22 protein-coding genes and 1 tRNA gene are annotated in these 22,435 nt (G+C 60.7%); 8 read left to right on the top strand and 15 right to left on the bottom strand.

Features of this window, described 5'->3' with window-relative positions:
- Positions 1-77: 77 nt before the first annotated feature.
- From rpsA to AS026_RS35445, 3 genes are all read right to left on the bottom strand, one after another.
- On the bottom strand, positions 78-1,781 hold the full coding sequence (gene rpsA, locus AS026_RS35455; RefSeq protein WP_018855368.1) for a 30S ribosomal protein S1: 1,704 nt from the start codon (positions 1,779-1,781) through the stop codon (positions 78-80).
- 166 nt (positions 1,782-1,947) lie between these two features.
- A complete protein-coding gene (gene cmk / locus AS026_RS35450; protein ID WP_025659740.1) occupies positions 1,948-2,595 on the bottom strand; it encodes a (d)CMP kinase in 648 nt (215 codons plus the stop codon).
- An 8-nt stretch (positions 2,596-2,603) separates the two neighbouring features.
- Positions 2,604-3,245, bottom strand: coding sequence for an FMN-binding negative transcriptional regulator (locus AS026_RS35445; protein ID WP_062375555.1), 642 nt, complete (start codon positions 3,243-3,245; stop codon positions 2,604-2,606).
- Positions 3,246-3,483: 238 nt separating this feature from the next.
- Between AS026_RS35445 and AS026_RS35440 the strand changes: the two genes are divergently transcribed.
- The 4 genes from AS026_RS35440 (at position 3,484) to AS026_RS35425 (ending at position 5,845) form a co-directional block, all read left to right on the top strand.
- Positions 3,484-3,870 carry a TIGR02300 family protein gene (locus AS026_RS35440; protein ID WP_018855371.1) on the top strand — a complete coding sequence of 129 codons (387 nt, stop codon included), beginning with the start codon at positions 3,484-3,486 and terminating at the stop codon, positions 3,868-3,870.
- 150 nt (positions 3,871-4,020) lie between these two features.
- A tRNA-Ala gene (locus AS026_RS35435) sits at positions 4,021-4,096 on the top strand.
- 188 nt (positions 4,097-4,284) lie between these two features.
- Positions 4,285-4,995: a YoaK family protein gene (locus AS026_RS35430; protein WP_062375554.1), complete on the top strand. Its 711-nt coding sequence runs from the start codon at positions 4,285-4,287 to the stop codon at positions 4,993-4,995.
- Positions 4,996-5,059: 64 nt separating this feature from the next.
- Positions 5,060-5,845, top strand: a complete 786-nt coding sequence (locus tag AS026_RS35425) for a YdcF family protein (RefSeq protein WP_062375553.1) — start codon at positions 5,060-5,062, stop codon at positions 5,843-5,845.
- 5 nt (positions 5,846-5,850) lie between these two features.
- Here AS026_RS35425 and AS026_RS35420 read toward each other — a convergent pair whose 3' ends face one another.
- Complete coding sequence (locus AS026_RS35420) at positions 5,851-6,333, bottom strand: hypothetical protein (protein WP_018855374.1); 483 nt, start codon at positions 6,331-6,333, stop codon at positions 5,851-5,853.
- 123 nt (positions 6,334-6,456) lie between these two features.
- Between AS026_RS35420 and AS026_RS35415 the strand changes: the two genes are divergently transcribed.
- Positions 6,457-7,092, top strand: coding sequence for a trimeric intracellular cation channel family protein (locus AS026_RS35415; protein ID WP_025659736.1), 636 nt, complete (start codon positions 6,457-6,459; stop codon positions 7,090-7,092).
- Positions 7,093-7,094: 2 nt separating this feature from the next.
- On the opposite strand, the gene irrA is transcribed toward AS026_RS35415, so the two are convergent.
- Positions 7,095-7,514: an iron response transcriptional regulator IrrA gene (irrA, locus tag AS026_RS35410; RefSeq protein ID WP_018855376.1), complete on the bottom strand. Its 420-nt coding sequence runs from the start codon at positions 7,512-7,514 to the stop codon at positions 7,095-7,097.
- A 305-nt stretch (positions 7,515-7,819) separates the two neighbouring features.
- On the opposite strand from irrA, the gene fabA reads away from it, so the two are divergent.
- From fabA to fabI, 3 genes are read left to right on the top strand one after another with little or no spacing between them, the layout of a single operon-like run.
- Positions 7,820-8,335 carry a 3-hydroxyacyl-[acyl-carrier-protein] dehydratase FabA gene (fabA, locus tag AS026_RS35405; protein ID WP_016552232.1) on the top strand — a complete coding sequence of 172 codons (516 nt, stop codon included), beginning with the start codon at positions 7,820-7,822 and terminating at the stop codon, positions 8,333-8,335.
- A gap of 58 nt (positions 8,336-8,393) precedes the next feature.
- On the top strand, positions 8,394-9,617 hold the full coding sequence (gene fabB, locus AS026_RS35400; RefSeq protein ID WP_062375552.1) for a beta-ketoacyl-ACP synthase I: 1,224 nt from the start codon (positions 8,394-8,396) through the stop codon (positions 9,615-9,617).
- A gap of 4 nt (positions 9,618-9,621) precedes the next feature.
- Entirely contained in the window at positions 9,622-10,428 is an 807-nt protein-coding gene (fabI, locus tag AS026_RS35395; RefSeq protein WP_025659735.1) for an enoyl-ACP reductase FabI, read from the top strand.
- A gap of 50 nt (positions 10,429-10,478) precedes the next feature.
- On the opposite strand, the gene AS026_RS35390 is transcribed toward fabI, so the two are convergent.
- From AS026_RS35390 to nusA, 10 genes are all read right to left on the bottom strand, one after another.
- On the bottom strand, positions 10,479-10,886 hold the full coding sequence (locus AS026_RS35390) for an ester cyclase (RefSeq protein WP_062375551.1): 408 nt from the start codon (positions 10,884-10,886) through the stop codon (positions 10,479-10,481).
- A 31-nt stretch (positions 10,887-10,917) separates the two neighbouring features.
- Complete coding sequence (locus AS026_RS35385) at positions 10,918-11,934, bottom strand: class I SAM-dependent methyltransferase (protein ID WP_025659733.1); 1,017 nt, start codon at positions 11,932-11,934, stop codon at positions 10,918-10,920.
- Positions 11,935-12,009: 75 nt separating this feature from the next.
- Positions 12,010-14,160, bottom strand: coding sequence for a polyribonucleotide nucleotidyltransferase (gene pnp, locus AS026_RS35380; protein WP_025659732.1), 2,151 nt, complete (start codon positions 14,158-14,160; stop codon positions 12,010-12,012).
- Positions 14,161-14,478: 318 nt separating this feature from the next.
- The gene (rpsO, locus tag AS026_RS35375) at positions 14,479-14,748 is read right to left on the bottom strand and encodes a 30S ribosomal protein S15 (protein ID WP_025659731.1); all 270 of its coding nucleotides are present in this window, start codon (positions 14,746-14,748) and stop codon (positions 14,479-14,481) included.
- Positions 14,749-14,905: 157 nt separating this feature from the next.
- Positions 14,906-15,757, bottom strand: coding sequence for an alpha/beta fold hydrolase (locus tag AS026_RS35370; RefSeq protein ID WP_062375549.1), 852 nt, complete (start codon positions 15,755-15,757; stop codon positions 14,906-14,908).
- A gap of 124 nt (positions 15,758-15,881) precedes the next feature.
- A complete protein-coding gene (truB, locus tag AS026_RS35365) occupies positions 15,882-16,814 on the bottom strand; it encodes a tRNA pseudouridine(55) synthase TruB (protein ID WP_018855384.1) in 933 nt (310 codons plus the stop codon).
- Positions 16,815-16,826: 12 nt separating this feature from the next.
- Positions 16,827-17,237: a 30S ribosome-binding factor RbfA gene (gene rbfA, locus AS026_RS35360; protein WP_018855385.1), complete on the bottom strand. Its 411-nt coding sequence runs from the start codon at positions 17,235-17,237 to the stop codon at positions 16,827-16,829.
- A 75-nt stretch (positions 17,238-17,312) separates the two neighbouring features.
- Positions 17,313-20,033, bottom strand: coding sequence for a translation initiation factor IF-2 (gene infB / locus AS026_RS35355; RefSeq protein ID WP_025659729.1), 2,721 nt, complete (start codon positions 20,031-20,033; stop codon positions 17,313-17,315).
- Between the two features lie 101 nt (positions 20,034-20,134).
- Positions 20,135-20,824: an RNA-binding protein gene (locus tag AS026_RS35350; protein ID WP_018855387.1), complete on the bottom strand. Its 690-nt coding sequence runs from the start codon at positions 20,822-20,824 to the stop codon at positions 20,135-20,137.
- On the bottom strand, positions 20,824-22,428 hold the full coding sequence (nusA, locus tag AS026_RS35345) for a transcription termination factor NusA (RefSeq protein ID WP_007798988.1): 1,605 nt from the start codon (positions 22,426-22,428) through the stop codon (positions 20,824-20,826). The genes AS026_RS35350 and nusA overlap by 1 nt, the downstream gene beginning before the upstream one ends.
- Positions 22,429-22,435: the final 7 nt, after the last annotated feature.

Raw genomic sequence — 22,435 nt, 5'->3', positions numbered from 1 at the left:
TTGCAACGACAGTACAGAAACGAAGAACCCGCCGGATCGCTCAGGCGGGTTCTTTTGTTCTTCAAGCCTGCTGGCGATTATTCGCCGCCGCGGTTCTTCAGAGCCGCGCCGAGAATGTCTCCGAGCGAAGCGCCGCTGTCGGACGAACCGAACTGAGCAACAGCTTCCTTCTCTTCCGCGATTTCCAGAGCCTTGATGGACAGCATGATCTTGCGGTCCTTCTTGGAGAAGTTGGTGACGCGGGCGTCAACAACCTGGCCAACCGAGAAGCGTTCCGGACGCTGCTCGTCGCGGTCGCGCGACAGGTCTGCGCGGCGGATGAACGACGTGATGTCTTCGTGGTCGACGAGCTTCACTTCGATGCCGCCGTCGTTGACTGCGATGACTTCGCAGGAAACGACTGCATTCTTGCGCAGGTCGCCCGAAGCTGCGGCTTCGCCGACAGCGTCCTTGCCGAGCTGCTTGATGCCGAGCGAGATGCGCTCCTTTTCGACGTCAACATCGAGAACGACCGCCTTAACGACGTCGCCCTTGTTGAACTCTTCGATGACCTGTTCGCCCGGACGGTTCCAGTCGAGGTCGGAGAGGTGCACCATGCCGTCAACATCGCCGTCGAGGCCGATGAACAGGCCGAATTCGGTCTTGTTCTTGACTTCGCCTTCGACTTCAGTGCCAGCCGGATGGTTGCGAGCGAATGCCGCCCACGGATTTTCCAGCGTCTGCTTGAGGCCGAGCGAAATACGGCGCTTGGACGGATCGACTTCGAGAACGACGACTTCGACTTCCTGGCTCGTGGACAGGATTTTGCCGGGGTGTACGTTCTTCTTGGTCCAGGACATTTCCGAAATGTGGATCAGGCCTTCGATGCCCGGCTCCAGCTCGACGAACGCACCGTAGTCGGTGATGTTCGTGACGGTACCGGAAATCTTCTTGCCTTCCGGATACTTGGCCTGGATGCCATCCCACGGATCCGACTCGAGCTGCTTCATGCCGAGCGAGATGCGGTGGGTTTCCTGGTTGATGCGGATGATCTGAACCTTGACCTGCTGGCCAATGGACAGGATTTCCGACGGATGGTTCACACGGCGCCATGCCATGTCGGTGACGTGCAGCAGGCCGTCAATGCCGCCGAGGTCAACGAACGCACCGTAATCGGTGATGTTCTTGACGACGCCGTCAACAACCTGGCCTTCTTCGAGGTTCTGAACGATTTCAGAACGCTGCTCGGCACGGGATTCTTCCAGAACCGTACGACGCGAAACGACGATGTTGCCGCGGCGCTTGTCCATCTTGAGGATTTCGAAGGGCTGCGGGTTGTGCATCAGCGGGGTAACGTCGCGGATCGGACGGATGTCGACCTGCGAACGCGGCAGGAAGGCAATCGCGCCGTCGAGGTCAACCGTGAAGCCGCCCTTGACCTGGTTGAAGATAACGCCTTCAACGCGCTCACCAGCTTCAAACTTGGCTTCGAGCTTGACCCAGCTTTCTTCGCGGCGAGCCTTCTCGCGCGACAGAACTGCTTCGCCGAGAGCGTTTTCGATGCGCTCGACGTAAACTTCGACTTCGTCGCCGACCTTGAGCGAGCCGTCCTTGGCCTTGGCGCCGAATTCCTTGAGTAGGATGCGACCTTCGACCTTGAGGCCGACGTCGACAACGGCAGAGTCCTTCTCGATTGCCGTTACGATGCCCTTGGTGACATAGCCTTCAGCCAGGTCGTGCTTGGCAAAGGATTCTTCGAGAAGGGCCGCGAAATCTTCGCGAGAGGGAGTAGCTACTGACATGTAATCTCCTGCATATCCGAATCCGGATACGTATGCGCCGGTTGGTTCGTGTTGAACGGGCCTGAACCCAGTCCGCTTCCTGTCGGGAAGCAATCCGGCGCTTGGACGGAATTTCAGGCTTAGTCTTCGGAAGCGGCCCAGGCAAAGCTTGGGCAAATCGCTCGAATTAGGTATTTCGGCTCAAAGCTGCATCGATGATCGACTTCGCAGCTTGAAACGCGGCCTCTATACTCATTTCCGACGTATCAAGCAAGTGCGCGTCTTCGGCTGGTTTCAAAGGGCTGTCGGCCCGTCCCATGTCGCGTTCGTCGCGGCGCTTGACGTCGTCGAAAATGGCATCGAAATCGGCAATTCCTCCCTTGCCTGTTATTTCGTCGTAGCGGCGTTTCGCCCGAACCTCGGGACTTGCCGTTACATAGAGCTTTACCGGCGCCGCCGGGCAGACGACGGTTCCGATATCACGGCCGTCGAGCACCGTTCCGGGCGCCTTTTCAGAAAACCGCCGCTGCGCCTCCACCAGTGCACGCCGCACCGAAGGCATCACCGCGATCTTCGAGGCCGCCTCGCCAATCTCATGCTTCGAAAGTATATCGCGATCGAGACCGGCCAGTTCAACCTCGCGCGCCATCTTTTCTGCCACCGCCTCGTCGTCGAGCGTCAGGCCGGCATCGAGCAAAGCCTTTGCCGTCGCGCGGTAGGTCAGCCCCGTGTCGAGATGATGAAAGCCGTAGGTCTCCGCGATGCGGCGCGAGAGCGTTCCCTTGCCTGCGGCTGCGGGTCCATCGATGGCGATCGTAAACTGTTTGGAGCTCATCTGTCCGTTCATGTCTCCGCCAATCCGCCGTAGCGGCGGACGAGATCGACCATGTCTTCCCGACCGGACTCTTCACCGAGACCGGCAACAACACCTTCGCGATCAGCAACCGGTCGGTTCTGGCTGACCTTCCACTTGCCTTCAATCGCTGCAATCTCGATTTCGACGCCGATGATGCCTTTCATCTGCGCGCGGATGAAATCATCAGGCGCATCACCCACTGCCCAAGGCCTGTCGCGTGGGCCTTCCTGTTGCGTGGTGATCGCGTTGATCTGCTGAAGCAGCCAGTCCGCGTCGTCGATGACACGGGCCCTGCCCCTGACCTGTACGATCGCGTAGTTCCAGGTCGGCACGACTTTACCGGTCTCCTGCTTCGTCTGGTACCAGGATGGCGTGATGTAGGCATCGGCGCCCTGGAAGACGGCGAGCACATCCGCGCCGGCGTCGATATCGCGCCACTGCGGATTGGCCTTGGCGAGGTGAAGGCGCAAGATCCCCTTTTCGGAGGCTGCGGCATCCAGATGGAAAGGGACCGAATTCGCCATCAAGCCCGAAGTACCCGCAGTGATCAGCATGCCGAGCGGATGTGCCCGGATCAAGGCGTGCTGGACACTCAAGTCTTCCTCACGAAAATGCGGCGGCTGGTACATTTCTCGCACCTATCCCGGCAGCCGGCCACGCGCCGATCTACCCTGCAAATGAACAATCGCCGGCTCACTATCACAAATGGCGGCGCCGGTCATCTGGCGCGCATGAGCGATGCATGAAGTTTGGCTTTGACATGCCGTGCTGCAACGATTATGGGGACCGGCTTATAAATTCCGAATAGAACGCCGGGTTTCACGGCATTTGCCGAATCTTGATTCGGCCATTCTCACGAGGCTAACAGTGGCGAAAGCTGAACTTGGAACGAAGCGTACCGATCCGGAAACCGGCAAGAAGTTCTACGACCTGAACCGGGATCCGATCGTTTCTCCCTATACGGGCAAGTCCTATCCGCTCTCCTTCTTCGAGGAAACCTCTGCTGCCGCAGCGGCTGAAGCCCAGGATGAAGAGGAAGTGGCAGAAGTCGATACCGAAAGCACGGAAGTCGAACTGGTCTCGCTCGAGGACGCTGATGAAGGCGCATCCGGCGACGAGATTCCAGATATGGGTGATGACGACGTCGAAATCGAAGGCGACGACGACGACACCTTCCTCGAAGCCGACGAAGACGACGATGACGACGACATGAGCGACATCATCGGCGTCACCGGCGACGAAGACGAAGTCTGATCGGATTAAGTCTCGGCCCGGACGAGAAAATTTCGCCGGGCCGATTTTTTTGGCTTGCTATCTCCAAAAACCGGAAGTAAGAAGCCGCCACTCCGCGAGGCAAGCGCTTCGCGAAGCATCCCAGGACCGGCCTAGCCGGACCGCCTTGATGGGGCTATAGCTCAGCTGGGAGAGCGCTTGCATGGCATGCAAGAGGTCAGCGGTTCGATCCCGCTTAGCTCCACCAAATTTCTCCCGACACGAATAACACTGGCTGTTCGACGCGTTTGGAACCACTTTCGTCTTAACGGCTGTCGCGCCCGAGGACTGTTCGCTCGCGGTCATTTCCTCATACACTGCTTTGCCAAATTTTTAGCAACTGCGGGTATGTATGGTTCCGATGCCGACTGATCGGCAGCCTGGAGCCTTGGTTCAATGACACGAGAAAGACGGCGGCGCGTCATACGCACGCGCAGAACGACGACCGGCCTGATGCTTGCCGGCGCGATTTCCTTTCTGGCGGGTATGACCGATGCGACCGGACTGGCGCTGACCGGTGATTTCGTGTCGTTCATGACGGGCAACACAACGCGCGCCGCCCTGTCGCTCGGCGGCGGCGATCTACGGCATGCGGCCATTCTACTCTCGGCGATCATGGTCTTCGTGCTTGGCAATGCAGCCGGGATCGTGATCGCGCATTTCGCGGACCGGCGCACCTTCGCCGTGCTTTCCTGCGTCAGCATCGCGCTGGCTACCGCCTCTCTCATGATGGGCGAGAGCGTGGCGATGCCGCGCTTCTATCTCATCGTCGCTTCGATGGGGATGGTGAACGCGGCCGTGGAGCAGATCGAGGGGCTGCCGATCGGGCTGACCTATGTGACCGGAGCGCTCTCGCGTTTTGGGCGTGGCCTTGGGCGCTGGATTATCGGCGACAAACGATTGGAGTGGACGATCCAGATCGTACCGTGGGCCGGCATGTTTGCGGGCGCGGTGATGGGCGCGCTGCTCACACAGATCGCGGGTGCGGCGGCCCTGTGGGTGATTGCCGTCTTTGCGATGCTGGTTGCGCTCGCCTCTCTGCTCATCCCCAAACGCCTGCAACGTCGGTTTAACGCCACGCCACGTTCGGCGGTGCGCACGAAATGAAGTCGCAATAGAGGCCTATCGAATCAGATAGATGGCGGGCGGAAACCGCTGAAGGAAGACAACCTTGTTTCTCTTTTCAAAGCTCATCTGGATCTTCGGGCAGCCATTGTCGCTCGCTTTCCTTTTCGTCCTGTTTGCCCTGGTGACGGGCCTTGTCCGCTGGCGTGCGACAAGTCTCGTTTCCTCGGCGATTGCGGGCCTGATTTTGTTCGTCACGCTCTACACCACCGTCGGCAACTACCTTCTGCAGGGTCTCGAGGATCGGTTTGTCAAACCGCAGGATCCGGCAAGCCTGCAGTGCATGATCGTCTTGGGCGGTGCATTCGAGAACGAGGTGAATACCGCCCGCCACGGAATAGAGCTCAATGCCGGGGCCGATCGCTTCGTCGAAGCGCTGCGCCTGGCGCAGAAATTTCCGCAGACGCGAATCCTGATTTCCGGCGGCGATGGGTCGATCTCCGGCATCTACGAAGGTGACGCGGCGATATCGGCGCGCTTCTTCCCGATGTTCGGCATTGGCCGAGACCGCCTGGTCGAAGAAACGAAATCGCGCACGACCTTCGAAAACGCGATGAACACCAAGGAGCTTCTGGCAAGCCAAGGTCTTTCGAACTGCCTGCTGATCACCTCCGGCTACCATATGCCGCGATCGGTCGGCATCTTCCGTAAACTTGGAATCGACGTCGTGCCGTGGCCGACGGACTACCGCACTGACGGGCGAGAAAGCCTTGGCTTCGATTTCACGCAGCCGAGCCGGAATTCCCAGAACCTGGCAACGGCAATCCGCGAATGGTTCGGGCTCGTCGGCTACTACCTCGCCGGCCGCACTTCAGAGCTCTATCCGGGCTGAACTAGCTATTTCTTGGAGATCGTCACGAACTTGGTGCCGCGCACACGGGCTGTGACGACACAAGGCTCCTTCGCCTTGTCAGCATCCGGACGATCGCAGAAACGCGGGTGCATCTTCATTGCCAGCACCATGTTGCCGAAGCGCTTCACGAAGTCATAACCGTAGACCTGGGCGGTCGCGATCATGAAATAGCCGCCCTCGGCGACCTGCAGATAGAAATTATAAGTGCAGCCGTCATCATTGCACTGCGGACCCTTCTCGCCGTCGCAGGTGAGCTCACCCTCGTTGACGACGGCGTCGATCAGGCCGTCATTGTTGATATCCTGGCGGAGGACGAAGCCGTCCGAAAATTCCGCCTTGGTGCACTGCTCCTGAAAGTGCTTCTTCTCATAGACCTCCGGATCCGAGATAAGCGATTGCTGTGCGAAGGCCGCAACGGGGGCGACGAGTAGCGCGGCAAGGTTCAGAGCGATCAGGAGCGTTTTCACGAAGGGTTTCTCTTTTGGTCGAATAAGGACGCTGTTGGCCGGACAGTTTGCTTGATCCGGCTTGCGCCGCCCTTGCCGCCGTGATTCATATTCGAAAGATACGCGCCGGTTCTGGAGGACTGCATGCCGCTGTTCGTCTATGTGGATTATGCCGGCGTTGCGCTTTTTGCGGCAACAGGCGCGCTCGCGGCCTCGCGGAAACAGCTTGACCTGATCGGCTTCCTGTTCTTCTCCATCGTCACGGGGACGGGTGGCGGTACGGTGCGCGACATTGTCCTTGGCCGTGTGCCGGTGTTCTGGGTTCTGAACCCGACTTACGTCATCGTCTGCTGCGCCATCGGCGTCCTGGTGTTCTTTACCGCCCACCTCGTTGAATCGCGCTATCGCTTGCTGATCTGGCTCGATGCCGTAGGGCTGTCGGCTTACTGCGTGATGGGTGCCGCGAAGGGCCTCGCCGCCACGGGCTCGCCAACGATCGGCATCGTGACCGGGACGTTGACGGCGACCTTCGGTGGCATCCTGCGCGATCTACTGGCCAACGAGCCGTCCGTGCTGTTGCGGCCGGAAATCTACATCACCGCAGCACTGGTCGGCGGCGGCATATTTACGGCTGCGAACGCACTCGACCTGCCGCTCTATGCGGCCTCTGCCGTCGGTGTCGTCGCGGCATTCTCAGTGCGCGGCGGCGCGCTCTATTTCGGTTGGACCTTTCCGACCTACAAGGCAAAGCCCGGCCGGCATCCTGATGATGTGATGTGAAATCAGCGCCGCTTCGCGCGCAGGCGGATCACGACGTCGACGTGGGCGATTTCCAGCCCTTCCGGCGGCTCCGGCAGATTGCCGATGGTCAGATTACTGACCGGGATATCCAGCACGTCGTTTTCGCCTTCGACGAAGAAGTGATGGTGGTCGGAGACGTTGGTGTCGAAATAGGTCTTGGCGCTTTCGACCGCGAGAACGCGGATCATCCCTGCTTCGGTAAACTGGTGCAGCGTGTTGTAGACGGTCGCCAGCGACACAGGCACTCCCGCCTGCACGGCCTCCTCGTGGAGTTCCTCGACCGTCAGGTGCCGATCGCCTTTGGCGAAAAGCAGGTCACCGAGCGCGACGCGCTGGCGCGTCGGACGAAGGCCGGCGTGTCTCAGCCGTGCCTCAATGGTAAGCGGGGCCTCTGCCACCATCCGACGAACTCCGGTTTAATCTAGCGTCAAGTAATCAGGTTTCATTAGCCATATAACTTTTGCGCAAAAGCGTTTCAATAGTTTCAATGGGGACAAAGAGTGCGAAAACGCCGCAAAATCGGGCTTTTGGCGCAATTAGTGCTGGCCGGGGGCTTGGCCTTCCTGTATGCGACCACCAAATAAGGCGCGCAGCCGGTCCTCCGGAGGTTGGATGAAGCTCAGTCATGCTTATGCTTCATTTTCCGCTGAACTTGGACTAAACGTTCACATCCATCGGCATAGTTGCGGGGGGAATTAGAGTTTTCATGGCGACGAAACAATCCAGCTTCAACTACGAGGAAATTCTGGCTTGCGGCCGCGGCGAACTGTTCGGTCCGGGCAACGCACAGCTTCCTCTCCCGCCGATGTTGATGGTTCATCGCATTACCGACATTTCCGAAACCGGTGGCGCCTTCGACAAGGGCTACATTCGCGCTGAATACGACGTGAAACCCGACGACTGGTATTTTCCCTGCCACTTCCAGGGTAACCCGATCATGCCCGGCTGCCTCGGCCTTGACGGCATGTGGCAGCTGACCGGCTTCTTCCTCGGCTGGCTGGGCGAGCCCGGTCGCGGCATGGCGCTTTCAACCGGCGAAGTGAAGTTCAAGGGCATGATTCGCCCGACCACGAAGCTGCTTGAGTACGGCATCGATTTCAAGCGCGTCATGCGCGGCCGCCTGGTTCTCGGCACCGCCGATGGCTGGCTGAAGGCCGACGGCGAAACCATCTACCAGGCAACCGACCTGCGCGTCGGCCTGTCCAAGGACAAAGAAGCCTGATTGCACCGGGCGTAGTTGCCCGGTTTCCAAGTTAGAAAAAACGAAAAGGTCGAAACACATGAGACGGGTAGTTGTTACGGGTCTGGGTGTTGTCTCCTCGATCGGCAATGATGCCGCCGAGGTCACTGCGTCGCTGCGCGACGCCAAGTCCGGCATTTCCTTCTCCAACGATTTTGCTGAGCACGGCTTCAAGTGCCAGGTCTGGGGTCGCCCGTCGCTTGATCCGACGGATCTGGTCGACCGCCGCGCCATGCGCTTCCTGAGTCAGGGCGGCGCCTGGAACCATGTGGCAATGAAGCAGGCGATCGCCGATTCCGGTCTGGAAGAGAGCGACATCAGCAACAACGAGCGCACCGGCATCATCATGGGCTCCGGCGGACCTTCGACGCGCACGCTGATCGAAGCTGCCGAGATCACCATCAAGAACAACAGCCCGAAGCGCATCGGCCCGTTTGCCGTGCCGAAGGCGATGTCCTCGACGGCATCGGCAACGCTCGCCACCTGGTTCAAGATCCACGGCGTCAACTACTCGATCTCGTCGGCCTGCTCGACCTCGGCACACTGCATCGGCAATGCCGCAGAGATGATCCAGTGGGGCAAGCAGGACGTGATGTTCGCTGGCGGCCACGAAGACCTTGACTGGACGATGTCGAACCTCTTCGATGCCATGGGCGCCATGTCCTCCAAGTACAACGAGACGCCGGCAACGGCGTCGCGTGCCTATGATGTCAGCCGCGACGGCTTTGTCATCGCCGGCGGCGCGGGCGTTCTCGTCCTGGAAGAACTGGAGCGTGCCAAGGCGCGCGGTGCAAAGATCTACGCTGAAATCGTCGGCTACGGCGCGACCTCGGATGGTTACGACATGGTCGCTCCGTCGGGCGAAGGCGCGATCCGCTGCATGCGCCAGGCGCTCGCGACGGTGAAGGGCGATGTCGACTACATCAACACGCACGGCACCTCGACCCCTGTTGGCGACAGCAAGGAAATCGGTGCAATCCGCGAAGTCTTCGGCGACAAGATCCCGCACATCCAGTCGACCAAGTCGCTGACGGGCCATTCGCTGGGCGCAGCCGGCGTGCAGGAATCGATCTACTCGCTGCTGATGATGCAGGCCGGGTTCATCGGCGAAAGCGCGCATATCACTGAGCTCGACCCTGAATTCGACGGCGTTCCGATCGTTCGCAAGCGCATCGACGATGCCAACATCGACATTGCCCTTTCCAACTCCTTCGGCTTCGGCGGCACCAACGCCACGCTCGTCTTCCAGCGCTACAACGGATAATAATATGACGGGAATCATGCAGGGTAAGCGCGGCCTCATCATGGGTGTCGCGAACAACCATTCCATCGCCTGGGGAATTTCGAAGGCGCTGGCAGCACAGGGCGCGGAACTTGCCTTCACCTATCAGGGCGATGCTCTCGGCAAGCGTGTCAAGCCGCTGGCCGCCGAAGTCGGTTCAGAATTCGTTCTGCCGTGCGACGTCGAGGACATCGCCTCGGTCGACGCCACCGTCGATGCCATCAAGGAGCGCTGGGGCACACTGGACTTCGTCGTTCACGCCATCGGCTTTTCCGACAAGAACGAGCTGAAGGGCCTTTACGCCGACACCACGCGCGACAATTTCAGCCGCACGATGGTGATCTCCTGTTTCTCCTTCACCGAGATCGCCAAGCGCTGCGCGCCGCTCATGAATGCCGGCGGTTCGATGCTGACGCTGACCTACAATGGCTCGACGCGCGTCATCCCGAACTACAACGTCATGGGTGTTGCAAAGGCTGCTCTCGAGGCGTCGGTGCGTTATCTGGCTGCGGATTACGGGCCGAGCGGGATCCGCGTCAATGCGATCTCTGCTGGCCCGATCCGGACGCTCGCGGGCGCTGGCATTTCCGATGCACGCGCAATCCTCTCCTGGAACCAGCGGAACTCGCCGCTGCGCAAGACGGTGACGATCGATCAGGTCGGCAATTCCGCCCTTTATCTGCTGTCGGACCTGTCGGCAGGCGTTACCGGCGAAATCCATTTCGTAGATGCAGGCTTCAACATCACCTCGATGCCGACACTGGACGCACTGCGCACGGCAGACGTGGAATAAGGACCGAAGCCGGGCTTGGAAACGAGCCCGGCTTTTCCGAAACGCATCCCCTAGGGATGCGTGACCTGCCGCAGAATAGCAGCCGAATCTCTGGCGCCCCAGCGGGTCGCAATCTTTCCGTTTTCGACGACAAACCACTCCATCGCGGTGAGCTCGTAGCTCTTGTCAGTCGGGTCGTGACCCACGAGACCGCGGAAGAAGCCGGAATAACGCCCGCTTTCCCGGTAGCGGATGACGACGTTCTTCCCCTCGGCGGCGATATCGAGGATCTCGAGGTTGATGTTCATCCCCTCGTGGAGCTCACGCCAGATAGGCTCGACCTCATCGAGACCGCCATATCCCAGAACACCGTAAATCCGCGCATCGGCGGCAAAGAGCTCGCGCAACGCCGCCATGTCGAAGCGGTTGAACGCCTCGACATAGGCAGTCACGAGTTGCTTGTTTGCTTCCGTATCCATAGCTCCCCCTCCCCTTTGGGCTGTTCCGCGGCTACTTCTTCGCCCACAGCACCTTGAAGCGCGCATTGCGGCAAGTTTCACCGCTCTCCTTGAAGTTTGCTGCAAGCACCGGCTCGTAGGGCAATCCGCGATTGGCAACCAGCAAGAGACGCCCGCCTCCGCGCAGCGCTGAGGCAGCGGTCTTGATCATCGCCTGACCGAGTGACGGCTCCGCCGCATGTCCTTCATGGAAGGGCGGGTTCATGATGATGAGGTCGTACCTGTCCTTGACCGGTTCGCTCGCCAGGTCATGCCAGAAGAAGCGCGCCGGCACGTCGGGGCAGTTCTCGGCCATGTTGCCCTTGGCGGCTTCAAGAGTCGCGTGGTTGGCCTCGTAGAGGTCGAGGCGACTGACACCCGGCGAGCGCTCCGCCAGTTCGACGGACAGATAACCCCAGCCGGCGCCAAAGTCGGCGACATCACCGGTGAAATCGGTAGGCAGACGCGAGGCGAGCAACTCCGAGCCATCATCGACGCGGTCGTGCGAGAACATGCCGGCCGCGGCCAGGAAACGGCCATCCACGCGCACGGACGGCTTGGAAAACTTGCTGACGACCTCACTAACGTCGGCCGGCCGTCCGAACCAGAGCGCCACGCCGTGATATTTCGGCATGTGTTCGATCTCGAGGCCGAAGCCCTCCATACGCTTACGGAGCGACTGGACGCCATCCTCCTTGCCGCCGGCGATGACGATTAGGCCACCCACCTTCACGTGCTGAAGCGCGGCAGCGATGTTCGCCTCGTTCTCGCCCTTGTGCTTGTTGCAGAGAACCAGCGCGGCATCGTAGTCCTCGCCTTCGATCTCAGGCGTGGTTTCGATCCGCTGCGAGAGGAGTTGCCTAAACAGCGGCCGGAAGCCCTGTACGGCGCTCAGCGAGGCGGCAAAGCCCTCCGGCAGGGCAAAGCCTGCCTCGGCGCCGAGGAAGAGCACACGCTCGCCCTCGCCGGGCGCTTCAACGGTGCCGCTGGCAAAGGGATGGAACAGGGTCTTCAGGGTTTCGCGGCTCATGATCTCTTCTCGCCTTCGGATACAAAAAGGGCGCGGGAAAACTCCCACGCCCTCGAACGGTTTGAAAGGCGCGGCTTATTCAGCCGCTTCCTCCTTCTTCTTGTCGGACTTTTCGGCAGCCGGGAGTTCCTGGCCAGTTGCCTGGTCGACAACCTTCATCGACAGGCGGACCTTGCCACGCTCGTCGAAGCCGAGGAGCTTGACCCAGACCTTCTGGCCCTCCTTGACGACGTCCTGCGTCTTGGCAACGCGCTCGGATGCAAGCTGCGAAATGTGGACGAGGCCATCGCGGGCGCCGAAGAAGTTGACGAAGGCGCCGAAGTCGGCGGTCTTGACGACCGTGCCTTCGTAGATCTGGCCAACTTCCGGTTCAGCAACGATCGAGTGGATCCACTTGCGGGCCGCTTCGATTTCCTTGCCGGACGAGGACGCGATCTTGACCGTGCCGTCGTCTTCGATGTTGATCTTCGCGCCGGTCTTTTCGACGATTTCGCGGATGATCTTGCCGCCGGAGCCGATGACTTCGCGGATCTTGTCGACTGGAATGTTCATGACTTCGATGCGCGGTGCAAACTCGCCGAGCTGGCCACGGCTCTCGGTGATGGCCTTGGCCATTTCGCCGAGGATGTGGGCGCGGCCACCCTGAGCCTGGCCGAGAGCGACCTTCATGATCTCTTCGGTGATACCAGCGATCTTGATGTCCATCTGCAGCGAGGTGATGCCGTCTGCGGTACCCGCAACCTTGAAGTCCATGTCGCCGAGGTGGTCTTCGTCGCCGAGGATGTCGGAGAGAACCGCGAAGCGGTCGCCTTCGAGGATCAGGCCCATGGCGATACCGGCAACCGGCTTGGCGAGCGGAACACCAGCGTCCATGAGTGCAAGCGATGTGCCGCAAACGGTCGCCATCGAGGACGAGCCATTCGATTCGGTGATCTCGGAGACGACGCGCAGGGTGTAAGGGAACTGCTCAGCAGACGGCAGCATCGGACGGATGGCGCGCCACGCGAGCTTGCCGTGACCGATTTCGCGGCGACCTGGGGAACCCATGCGGCCGGTTTCGCCAACCGAGTAGGGCGGGAAGTTGTAATGGAGCAGGAAGCGCTCCTTGTACATGCCCGTCAGGCTGTCGACGTACTGCTCGTCTTCGCCGGTGCCGAGCGTGGCAACGACGATCGCCTGCGTTTCACCGCGGGTGAAGAGCGCCGAACCGTGAGTGCGCGGCAGGAGGCCGACTTCCGAGACGATCGGACGAACGGTTTCGAGGTCGCGGCCGTCGATACGGCTCTTGGTGTCGAGGATGTTCCAACGAACGATCTTCGCCTGCAGGTGCTTGAAGATCGCGCCGACTTCTTCGGCCGTGTACTTGGCTTCGCCTTCTTCCGGCAGGAAGTGTGCCTTGACCTTCGCCTTGACGGCGTCGACGGCAGCGTAGCGTTCAGCCTTCTGCGTGTTCTTGTAGGCGGTGCGAAGCTCGGCTTCGAAATGCTTCAGCATCTCGCCTTCGAGTTCGGAGTAGTCTTCCGGCTGGAAGTCACGCGGTTCCTTGGCAGCCACTTCAGCAAGCTTGATGATCGCATCGAGGACCGGCTGGAAGCCCCGGTGGCCGAACATGACGGCGCCGAGCATGACTTCTTCATTAAGTTCCTTGGCTTCGGATTCAACCATCAGAACGGCGTCGTGCGTACCTGCTACAACGAGGTCGAGGATCGACTCTTCCATCTCGTCGAGATGCGGGTTCAGAACGTATTCGCCGTTGATGTAGCCGACGCGGGCGCCACCGACCGGGCCCATGAAGGGAACGCCCGACAGCGTCAGAGCTGCCGACGCAGCAACCATCGACAGGACGTCGGGGTTGTTTTCAAGGTCATGCTGGATGACGGTGACGACGACCTGCGTGTCGTTCTTGTAGCCTTCCGGGAAGAGCGGACGGATCGGGCGGTCGATCAGGCGGGAAACGAGGGTTTCGTTTTCCGACGGACGGCCTTCGCGCTTGAAGTAGCCGCCGGGGATCTTGCCGGCTGCGTAGGTCTTTTCCTGGTAGTTGACGGTCAGCGGGAAGAAGTCCTGGCCCGGCTTCGGCGCCTTGGCGGAAACGACGGTGGCGAGAACCACGGTTTCGCCGTAGGTCGCGAGAACGGCACCGTCAGCCTGACGGGCGATCTTGCCGGTCTCGAGCTTCAGCGGGCGGCCTGCCCACTCGATTTCCACACTATGAGTATCGAACATATGTCTTGTCCTTCAATGCGGGAACATGCGCCTCGCCTTCCAAGGCACGGTGCACGGTCAACCGCAATCGGTGTGACGCATCATGGGCAAGACAACGGGAGGCTTTACATTCATCGGTCCATAAGAGACCGGGCCAAAGCTTGTGAGGCTCTGGCCAAAAGCATCCGGCAATCCTGCCCCATGACAGGTCAACGGTTGGTTTAGCAGAACCGGCCCATCCGGGTCTGCCGGGCAATCCGCCACGCATGGCGGGATGGGGAAGTCTCTCCCCGAAAAAATCCGGCGGGTGTCCCAAGGGGAACGCCCGCCGAAAAAGCCTTAGCGGCGGATACCCAGGCTGGTGATCAGCTTGGTGTAACGGCCTTCGTTCTTCTTCTTGAGGTAGTCAAGAAGCGAGCGGCGGCTGGAAACCATCGTCAGCAGACCACGTCGGGAATGGTTATCCTTCTTGTGGTCCTTGAAGTGGCCGGTCAGGTTGTTGATACGCTCGGTCAGGATGGCAACTTGAACTTCCGGAGAACCGGTGTCGCCTTCGAACGTTGCGTATTCCTTGATCAGAGCCGTCTTGCGCTCAGCAGTAATCGACATCGGATGTTCCTTTCTATGAGAGGAGATTAGGTCGCCAAAAGCCGGGATGTCGTCCAGCTTCGGCCGCGAATGCATCCGGGCAGAGCCCGATTGCTGGCGCTGCGTATAAACCAAATGTGCTGCAATTGAAAGAGGCATGCCGCAGATGGCCGATTCGTCACTTTCCAGCTATGGCATCTTGGATCATGGCATTGTAGCCCTCTGGATCCTGCAGCATGGCGAAGTGGCTTGCGTCCTTGAGGATCACCAGCCTCGAACCTGGAATTTGTTTGGCCATCATCTCGGTATGGTCGAGCTTGATTGCCTCGTCGTGGTCGCCGATCGTCAAGGTGACGGGTACCTTGATCTTGCCGAGGTCGTCGGCTGTCCAGGCAGGCTGGCTTCCCCACATCGCGGAGATCTGGGTGACGAAAGCATCATACTCGTTCGGCGTCGGCGACAGCTTCTTGTAGGTCTCGCCGGCCGCATCGATGTAACCGCTGAAGGTCTTGTTGGTCATGACGTCGGCTTTGACGCCGTCCGTCGTCACATTCGCCGCCTGCGCGATCACGCGCGTCAACTTCTCCGGGTTCTTCATCGCCATGTCGATGCCGATGATGCCGCCATCAGACCAGCCGACCAGGGTCACCTTGTCTAGCTTCAGATAATCGAGGAGAGCGACATAGTCGGAGGTCATCAGATCATACCCGAACGGCTGCTCGCTGCGCGTCGAGCGGCCATGCCCGCGGCTGTCGGCGACGATCACCAAATGATCCTTGGCAAACTCGGCCACTTGATAGCCCCAGACATCGGCGCTGCCGAGTCCGCCGTGGATGAACAGCATCGGCTCACCCTCGCCGTATTCGGCGTAGTACATCTTGATGTCGTTGACGGGGGCCATGCCGCTCGTCTTTGCGGTCGGCATTGGCGGGAAGGCTGGCAACGTTGCCCAGCGCTCCGCGGAATAAGCGTTGGCGGCTATCAAAACCGCCGAGAAGAACATCAGGATGCCGGCTGCAAGTCTGCGCATAACTGTCTCCCTGATCTGAAGGACCCGACGGCCCAGATCAGGGAAACATATCCCAATGCCGAACATTGACAATTGCTATCTGTGGTTTGGCCGACCCACCGCAAAACCGGAGGTTTAACGACCCTCAGCCAAAGACCCGCTTTGGGCGGAACTCGCCCTGACCGATCTCGCCGATCGCGATCAGCTTGCCGCGGGACGTGGCATAGGCTTCGCTTTCGGCAACCGGCGCATCGCGACCCCGCACGAGGATCGGATTGCCCATCTTCAAACGATGCGCCTGGTCGTCATTGACAACGAGGTGCGGCAGTGAGGAGAGCGCTTCGCTGGTGTCGATCAGCAGGGCATCCAGCGCTGCAAGCCGTTCGTCCGCGTCTTCGACTGCCTCGATCGCGACGAGATCGGCAAGCGGTATCATGGTCTCTTCGGCAAAGGGCGCGACAAAGCTGCGACGCAGGCCGGAGATATGGCCATAGCAGCCGAGCTCGCGGCCGAAATCGCGCGCCAGCGCACGCACATAGGTACCCTTGCCGCATTCGACTTCGAAATGCGCCGTATTGGCATCCTGGCAGGACAGCAGCGTCAGGCGAAAGATCTCGACTTCGCGAGAGGGGATTTCCACTGCCTCACCGTCGCGCGCCAGATCGTAGGCGCGCTCGCCTGATATCTTGATGGCGGAAAACTGCGGCGGAACCTGGCTGATCACACCGGTGTACTTCGGCAGGAGGTCGCGGATCTGCTGTTCGCTCGGGCGCTTGTCGGAGCTCTGCGTTACATCGCCCTCAAGATCGTCGGTTGCGCGCTCCTCGCCCCAGGTCACGGTGAATTCGTAGATCTTGCGACCGTCCATCACGTAGGGAACGGTCTTCGTCGCATCGCCAAGGGCGATCGGCAGCATGCCCGAGGCCAGCGGGTCAAGCGTGCCGGCGTGACCGCATTTCTGCGCCTTGAACAGCCATTTGATCTTGGAAACGGCTTCGGTGGAGCCGAAATCGACCGGCTTATCAAGGATCAGCCAACCCGAGATCGGGCGGCCCTTCGGTTTACGTGGTTTGGACATCAGTCTCTTCTACTATTCTTCTTCGGTATCGCCGTGATCGAGATCGCGACTCACCTCAGGCGAGCGCAGCAACTCGTCGATCTTCTTGTAATTGTCGAAGCTCGTATCGTCGCGGAAGCGGACCTCCGGCATGTACTTCATCTGCCGAAGCTGGGACCCGAGGCGGCCGCGAATGTATTTTGCATTGCGGTTCAGCGCGCCAATCACCGCATCATGATCCGTCACACCAAGTGGCGTCACATAGGCCGTCGCGATCTTCAGATCGGGCGACATGCGGACTTCGGAGATGGAAATGACGGTCTTCTCGATCACGTCATCGCGCACTTCGCCGCGCTGCAGAACCTGCGTGATCGCGGCGCGAACCTGCTCGCCGACGCGCAGCATGCGCTGCGAAGGTGCGGAGGTTGTTGGTCTTGTTGCCATTTTTCTTTGCCTCAAAAGGTTCGGGCGCCGGCCTCAGTTGATCCGGCGCCCGTCCAAATTTCCAATATCACACGATCAGAGCGTACGGGTGATGTGCTCGACACGGAAGCACTCGATCGTGTCGCCGGCGCGGATGTCTTCGTAATTCTCGAAAGCCATACCGCATTCCTGGCCGGAATGCACTTCCGAGACTTCATCCTTGAAGCGCTTGAGCGTCTTGAGCTTGCCTTCGTGGATGACGACGTGGTCGCGGACGAGGCGAACGCCGACACCACGTTCGACCTTGCCTTCGGTAACGCGGCAACCCGCGACCTTGCCGACCTTCGTGATGTTGAACACCTCGAGGATCTCGGCATTGCCGAGGAAGGTTTCGCGACGCTCTGGCGACAGCAGGCCCGACATCGCTGCCTTCACGTCATCCACCAGATCGTAGATGATGTTGTAGTAGCGGATTTCAATGCCCTGGCGCTCTGCCAGCGTACGAGCCTGTGCGTTCGCACGGACGTTGAAGCCGATGATCGCGGCGCCAGATGCCTCGGCAAGCGAGATATCCGATTCCGTCACACCGCCGACAGCCGAGTGAACGATGCGGGCACGAACTTCGTCCGTACCGAGCTTTTCGAGTGCGCCGGCGATCGCTTCAATCGAACCCTGCACGTCGCCCTTGATGACCAGCGGGAACTCCTTGACGCCTGCGGACTGCAGCTGCGTCATCATCTGTTCCAGCGAGCCGCGCTGGCCCGAATGGCGGGCGGCAGCCTTGTCGCGAGCGAGGCGCTGACGATATTCCGAGATCTCGCGGGCGCGGCCTTCGTTTTCGACGACGGCGAACTTGTCACCTGCCTGCGGCGTGCCGGAAAGGCCGAGCACCTCGACCGGCATGGCCGGCGGGGCTTCCTTGACATGATCGCCCTTGTCGGTGACGAGGGCGCGGACACGACCCCAGACATCGCCGGCAACGATGATCTGGCCGGGCTTAAGCGTACCGTTCTGAACCAGAACGGTGGCAACCGATCCACGGCCGCGATCGAGCTGGGCTTCGATGACCGTGCCTTCCGCGGTGCGGTTCGGGTTGGCCTTGAGGTCCAGGATTTCGGCCTGCAGCAGGATGGCTTCCAGCAGCTTGTCGAGGTTCAGGCCCGTCTTGGCGGAAACTTCGACGTCAAGAACTTCACCGCCCATCGATTCCACGAAGACTTCGTGCTGCAGGAGTTGCGTGCGCACCTTCTGCGGATCGGCGGTCGGCTTGTCGACCTTGTTGATCGCCACGATGATCGGAACACCAGCGGCCTTGGCGTGGTTGATCGATTCAATCGTCTGCGGCATGACGCTGTCGTCAGCGGCAACGACCAGGATCGCAATGTCGGTCGCCTGCGCACCACGGGCACGCATCGCCGTGAAGGCGGCGTGGCCGGGGGTGTCGATGAAGGTGATCTTCTGACCGTTCTGCTCGACCTGATAGGCGCCGATATGCTGCGTGATGCCGCCAGCTTCGCCGGCAACCACGTTGGCATGGCGGATGGCATCGAGCAACGAGGTCTTGCCGTGGTCAACGTGGCCCATGATGGTCACAACAGGCGGACGCGAAACGCGATCGCCCTCTTCGTCGGCAACGTTGAAAATACCGAGTTCGACGTCGGATTCCGAAACGCGCTTGACGGTGTGGCCGAATTCGCCGGCGATGAGTTCAGCGAGGTCGGCGTCGATGACGTCGCCCGGCTTCATCATCTGGCCTTCCTTCATCAAGTACTTGATAACGTCGACCGCACGTTCGGACATGCGCTGCGACAGTTCCTGGATGGTGATGGTCTCCGGCAGGATGACTTCGCGAACAACCTTTTCGCGGGTTTCCTGCATCTGGCTGCGGCGGAACTTTTCCTGGCGGCGGCGCATGGCGGCCATGGAACGGCCACGTGCCGTGCCATCTTCGTCGACGCCGGCAGTACCGATCGTCAGCTTCCCGCGGCGACGTTCGTCGTCGGTCTTTGGACGTGTCGTCACCGGCTTTGCCGGTTCCGGGCGTACGACGCGACCACGAGCGGGAACGCCGCGCGGGGCGCCGCGGTCCTCATCTTCGCTGTCACGGCGACGAGCGCCCGGCGCTGCGGCCGCGGCCGGAGACGGCCTCGCCGGAGCCGCGGACGGCGCCGCATCGGGGCGGCGTGCGGGCGGAGTCTGGGCCTGAACACGCGGCGCTTCAGTGCGCGCCTCGACCGCAGCGGGTGCGGGAGTTGCAACGGCCGTGGCAGCTTCGGCAACGCGCTGAGCCTCTTCGGCAGCGCGACGCTTAGCCTCTTCGGCTTCCGCGGCCTGGCGCACAGCCTCTTCGGCAGCGCGGCGCTTTTCTTCCTCGGCGCGGCGAACCGCATCCTCGGCATCGCGAACTTGTGCCATGGCAAGCGCGCGCCGGCGGGCATCCATTTCTTCCGGCGAGAGGTGGTTCAAGACTACCGGACGCGGACGATCCTGCTGGCGCGGCTGCGAAGACGGCTGCTGCGGACGTGACTGCTGGCCGGACGGATGGATGCGTGGGGCAGGGGCCTGCGGTGCGCGCGGCTGATGCGCGACCGGGGCCGGCTCGGCGGCACGGGCGGGCGCCGCCGCAGTGCCCGGCGTAATCGGGCGCTCGTCTTCCGGACGCATCGGACGCCGCTTGCGGGTCTCGACAACGACCGCCTTGGTGCGGCCGCGGCCCATATCCTGGCGCACGGTGCCCTGGCTCATGCCCGACGGCTTCAGGGTCAGAGTCTTCTTGCCCGGTCCGTTCAGTGTCTTGTCGTCATTGCTATCGGTCATTCGTTCCCGTTCCTTCGGACAGGGAGCGATGACGTCATCAGGCCCTGTCAATCAAATATGTCGATCAATGATCTGGGGACCGGACAAGTCCGGTGACCGCATCATTGTTTTTGCCGGCCAGCGCCGCCCGCTGCCCGGGACTGACCGCCATTGCGGTACTGTTCGAGCATCTTTGCGCGCTTCACTACACCCTCACCCGCCTGCCCTGCAAGCACTGCAGCATGGATAAAAGCGTTCTGGCCCATCAGGCCTTCCATTTCGCTCTCCGAGAAGAGACGGTAGGAAGGTACTTCCTCCTCGGTCTCCATTCCGAGGTGCCAGGCCTTGCGGGCCTGGTCGATTTTTCTCACGCCATCTTCGGCGGCATTCGTTGCGTGGAACACGGCGATCGCGGCTCCACTCCTGACTGCGGCATCCACTTTCGCGGAGCCGGTAACGAACTGCCCCGCCTTGCGAGCCATGTTCATCATCTGCATCAGCTGCTGTACGAGCAGCGTATCGACGGTTTCGCCGAGCTCGGCTGCCGCCTTCACATCCGCCTTCAAGGCACGCGCAAAGAGCTTCTTCGCCACGGCCTTGTCGACCAGCGAGCGATCGATCTTGACCCAACAGCCGCGTCCCGGAAGCTGGCGCTTCAGGTCGGCGACCACAGTCCCATCAGGAGCAGCAACGAAGCGGATCAGCTCATCCTGCGATCCGCTTTCGCGCGTCACGATGCACATGCGACCATTCACGTCATATCCTGCAAGATCGTCGTCCTCAGGAGAGACGCTCGGCTCACGCGCGGACATTATACTTCCTGCTCGGCCTCGGGAGCTTCTTCAGCTTCCGCGTCCTTTGCGAGGTCCTCCTCGGTGATCCAACCAGCCGCGAGGCGGGCCTGGACAACCATCTGCTCCGCCTCGACGCGCGAAACGTCGAACTTGGAGAACAGGCCTTCGAACTTCTTGGTCTCGCCGTTCTTGCGCTCGCTCCAGCCGACGAGATCGTCAGCGGCGCAGCCGGCGAAGTCCTCGATCGTCTTGATGCCGTCTTCGCCGAGCGCGACCATCATCTGAGCGGTCATGCCGTCGATCTGACGCAGTTCGTCGGAAACACCGAGCGCCTTGCGCTTCTCGTCCATTTCGGCTTCCAGGCGCTCCAGATATTCGCGGGCGCGCGTCTGGATTTCCTGTGCGGTGTCTTCGTCAAAACCGTCGATCGAGGCAATTTCGTCGAGATCGACGTAAGCCAGTTCTTCAACTGCCGCAAAGCCTTCCGACGCCAGAACCTGGCCGACCATTTCGTCAACGTCGAGCGAATCCATGAACAGATTGGTGCGCTCGTTGAATTCCTTCTGACGGCGCTCGGATTCCTCGGCTTCCGTCATGATATCGATGTCCCAGCCAGTCAGTTGCGATGCCAGGCGGACGTTCTGGCCGCGGCGGCCGATGGCCAGCGACAGCTGCTCGTCCGGAACCACGACTTCAATGCGCTCTGCATCTTCGTCGAGAACGACCTTGGCGACCTCAGCCGGCTGCAGGGCGTTGACGACGAAGGTCGCCGGGTCCTGCGACCACGGAATGATGTCGATCTTTTCGCCTTGGAGTTCGCCGACGACGGCCTGAACACGCGAACCGCGCATACCGACGCAGGCGCCGACCGGATCGATCGAGCTGTCGTTCGAGATCACGGCGATCTTGGCGCGCGAACCCGGATCGCGGGCAACCGACTTCACCTGGATGATGCCGTCGTAGATTTCAGGCACTTCCATCGTGAAGAGCTTGACCATGAACTGCGGATGCGTGCGCGACAGGAAGATCTGCGGGCCGCGCTGTTCACGACGAACATCATATACGTATGCGCGGACGCGATCGCCATAGCGGACGTTCTCGCGCGGGATCATTTCGTCGCGGCGGATGATGCCTTCGCCGCGGCCGAGGTCGACGATGACGTTGCCATATTCGACGCGCTTGACGGTGCCGTTGACGATTTCGCCGACGCGATCCTTGAACTCGTCGAACTGGCGGTCGCGCTCGGCTTCACGAACCTTCTGAACGATAACCTGCTTGGCGGACTGAGCAGCGATACGGCCGAAATCCATCGGCGGCAGCGGATCGGCAATGAAATCGCCAAGGGCTGCATCCGGGTTGCGGTCGCGGGCCAGCTCAAGTGGAATCTGGGTCGAATAGTCTTCGGCCTTGTCGACAACTTCGAGCAGACGCTGAAGACGGATTTCACCGGTCTTCGGGTTGATGTCGGCGCGGATGTTGGACTCGGTGCCGTAGCGGGAGCGCGCTGCCTTCTGGATCGCGTCTGCCATTGCGGCAAGTACGATCTCGCGGTCGATGACCTTTTCGCGCGCCACTGCATCTGCGATCTGCAGAAGTTCGAGCCGGTTCGCACTGACTGCCATTGTCTTA

The sequence above is a fragment of the Rhizobium altiplani genome, from assembly GCF_001542405.1.
In the GTDB taxonomy this organism is placed as follows: domain Bacteria; phylum Pseudomonadota; class Alphaproteobacteria; order Rhizobiales; family Rhizobiaceae; genus Rhizobium; species Rhizobium altiplani.
Note: the sequence above shows the minus strand (reverse complement) of the source record. Positions and strands in the feature narration are given on the sequence as shown.